Raw genomic sequence first — 678 nt, forward strand, 5'->3', positions numbered from 1 at the left:
ATGCATCGCACGGATGCGTCCCTCCAGTTCAGCTGCCTTGTTGCCCAGTTCGCGTAAGTGCTCGACGAGCATCTGGATTAACGCCCGGAACGGTTCGCAAAGCTCAGGCTCACGATTGGACAGAGCTTCGATAGCCCTTTGCCCAAGCAGTCTGATGCCCTGTGGCAACACAATACCGAACTCACTCAGCAAGCCGCGGATTTGACTGGCCAATGCCGTACGCGATTTGACCAGCCCTGCGCGTGCCCGATGCAGCGAGAGCATCGTCTGTTGCGCTTGCGTCTTGATCGGCACAAATCGCATATGCGGTCGATTTACCGCCTCGCAGATTGCTTCTGCGTCGGCCGCATCGGTCTTATTGCTCTTCACGTAAGGTCGAACGAACTGCGGGGCAATCAGACACACAGAGTGTCCAGGCTTTGTAAGTTCCCGGCCCCAATAGGGCGACGACCCACATGCCTGCATGCCTACCACGCACGGCCCAAGCTTCGCGAAAAAGGGCAGCACATCAACGCGGCGTAGTTGCTTGCGTACGATGACATGTCCCTGCAAATCCACTCCATGAACCTGGAATAGGGTCTTCGCAAGATCCAGTCCGACAGTGGCTATCTTCATGATGAACGCTCCTTTGCCGTGGAAGTCACGACTTACCCACTTTGGCATATGCCGCACCCCGAA

General features: G+C 56.5%; 1 protein-coding gene. It reads right to left on the bottom strand.

Going from position 1 to position 678, the window contains the following annotated elements:
* Positions 1-615, bottom strand: a 615-nt coding sequence (locus tag P0D89_RS53765; protein ID WP_408379766.1) for an IS110 family RNA-guided transposase, incomplete at its 3' end; no start/stop codon positions are given.
* Positions 616-678: the final 63 nt, after the last annotated feature.

The sequence above is a fragment of the Paraburkholderia sp. RL18-085-BIA-A genome (genome assembly GCF_046027075.1).
Lineage (GTDB): Bacteria > Pseudomonadota > Gammaproteobacteria > Burkholderiales > Burkholderiaceae > Paraburkholderia.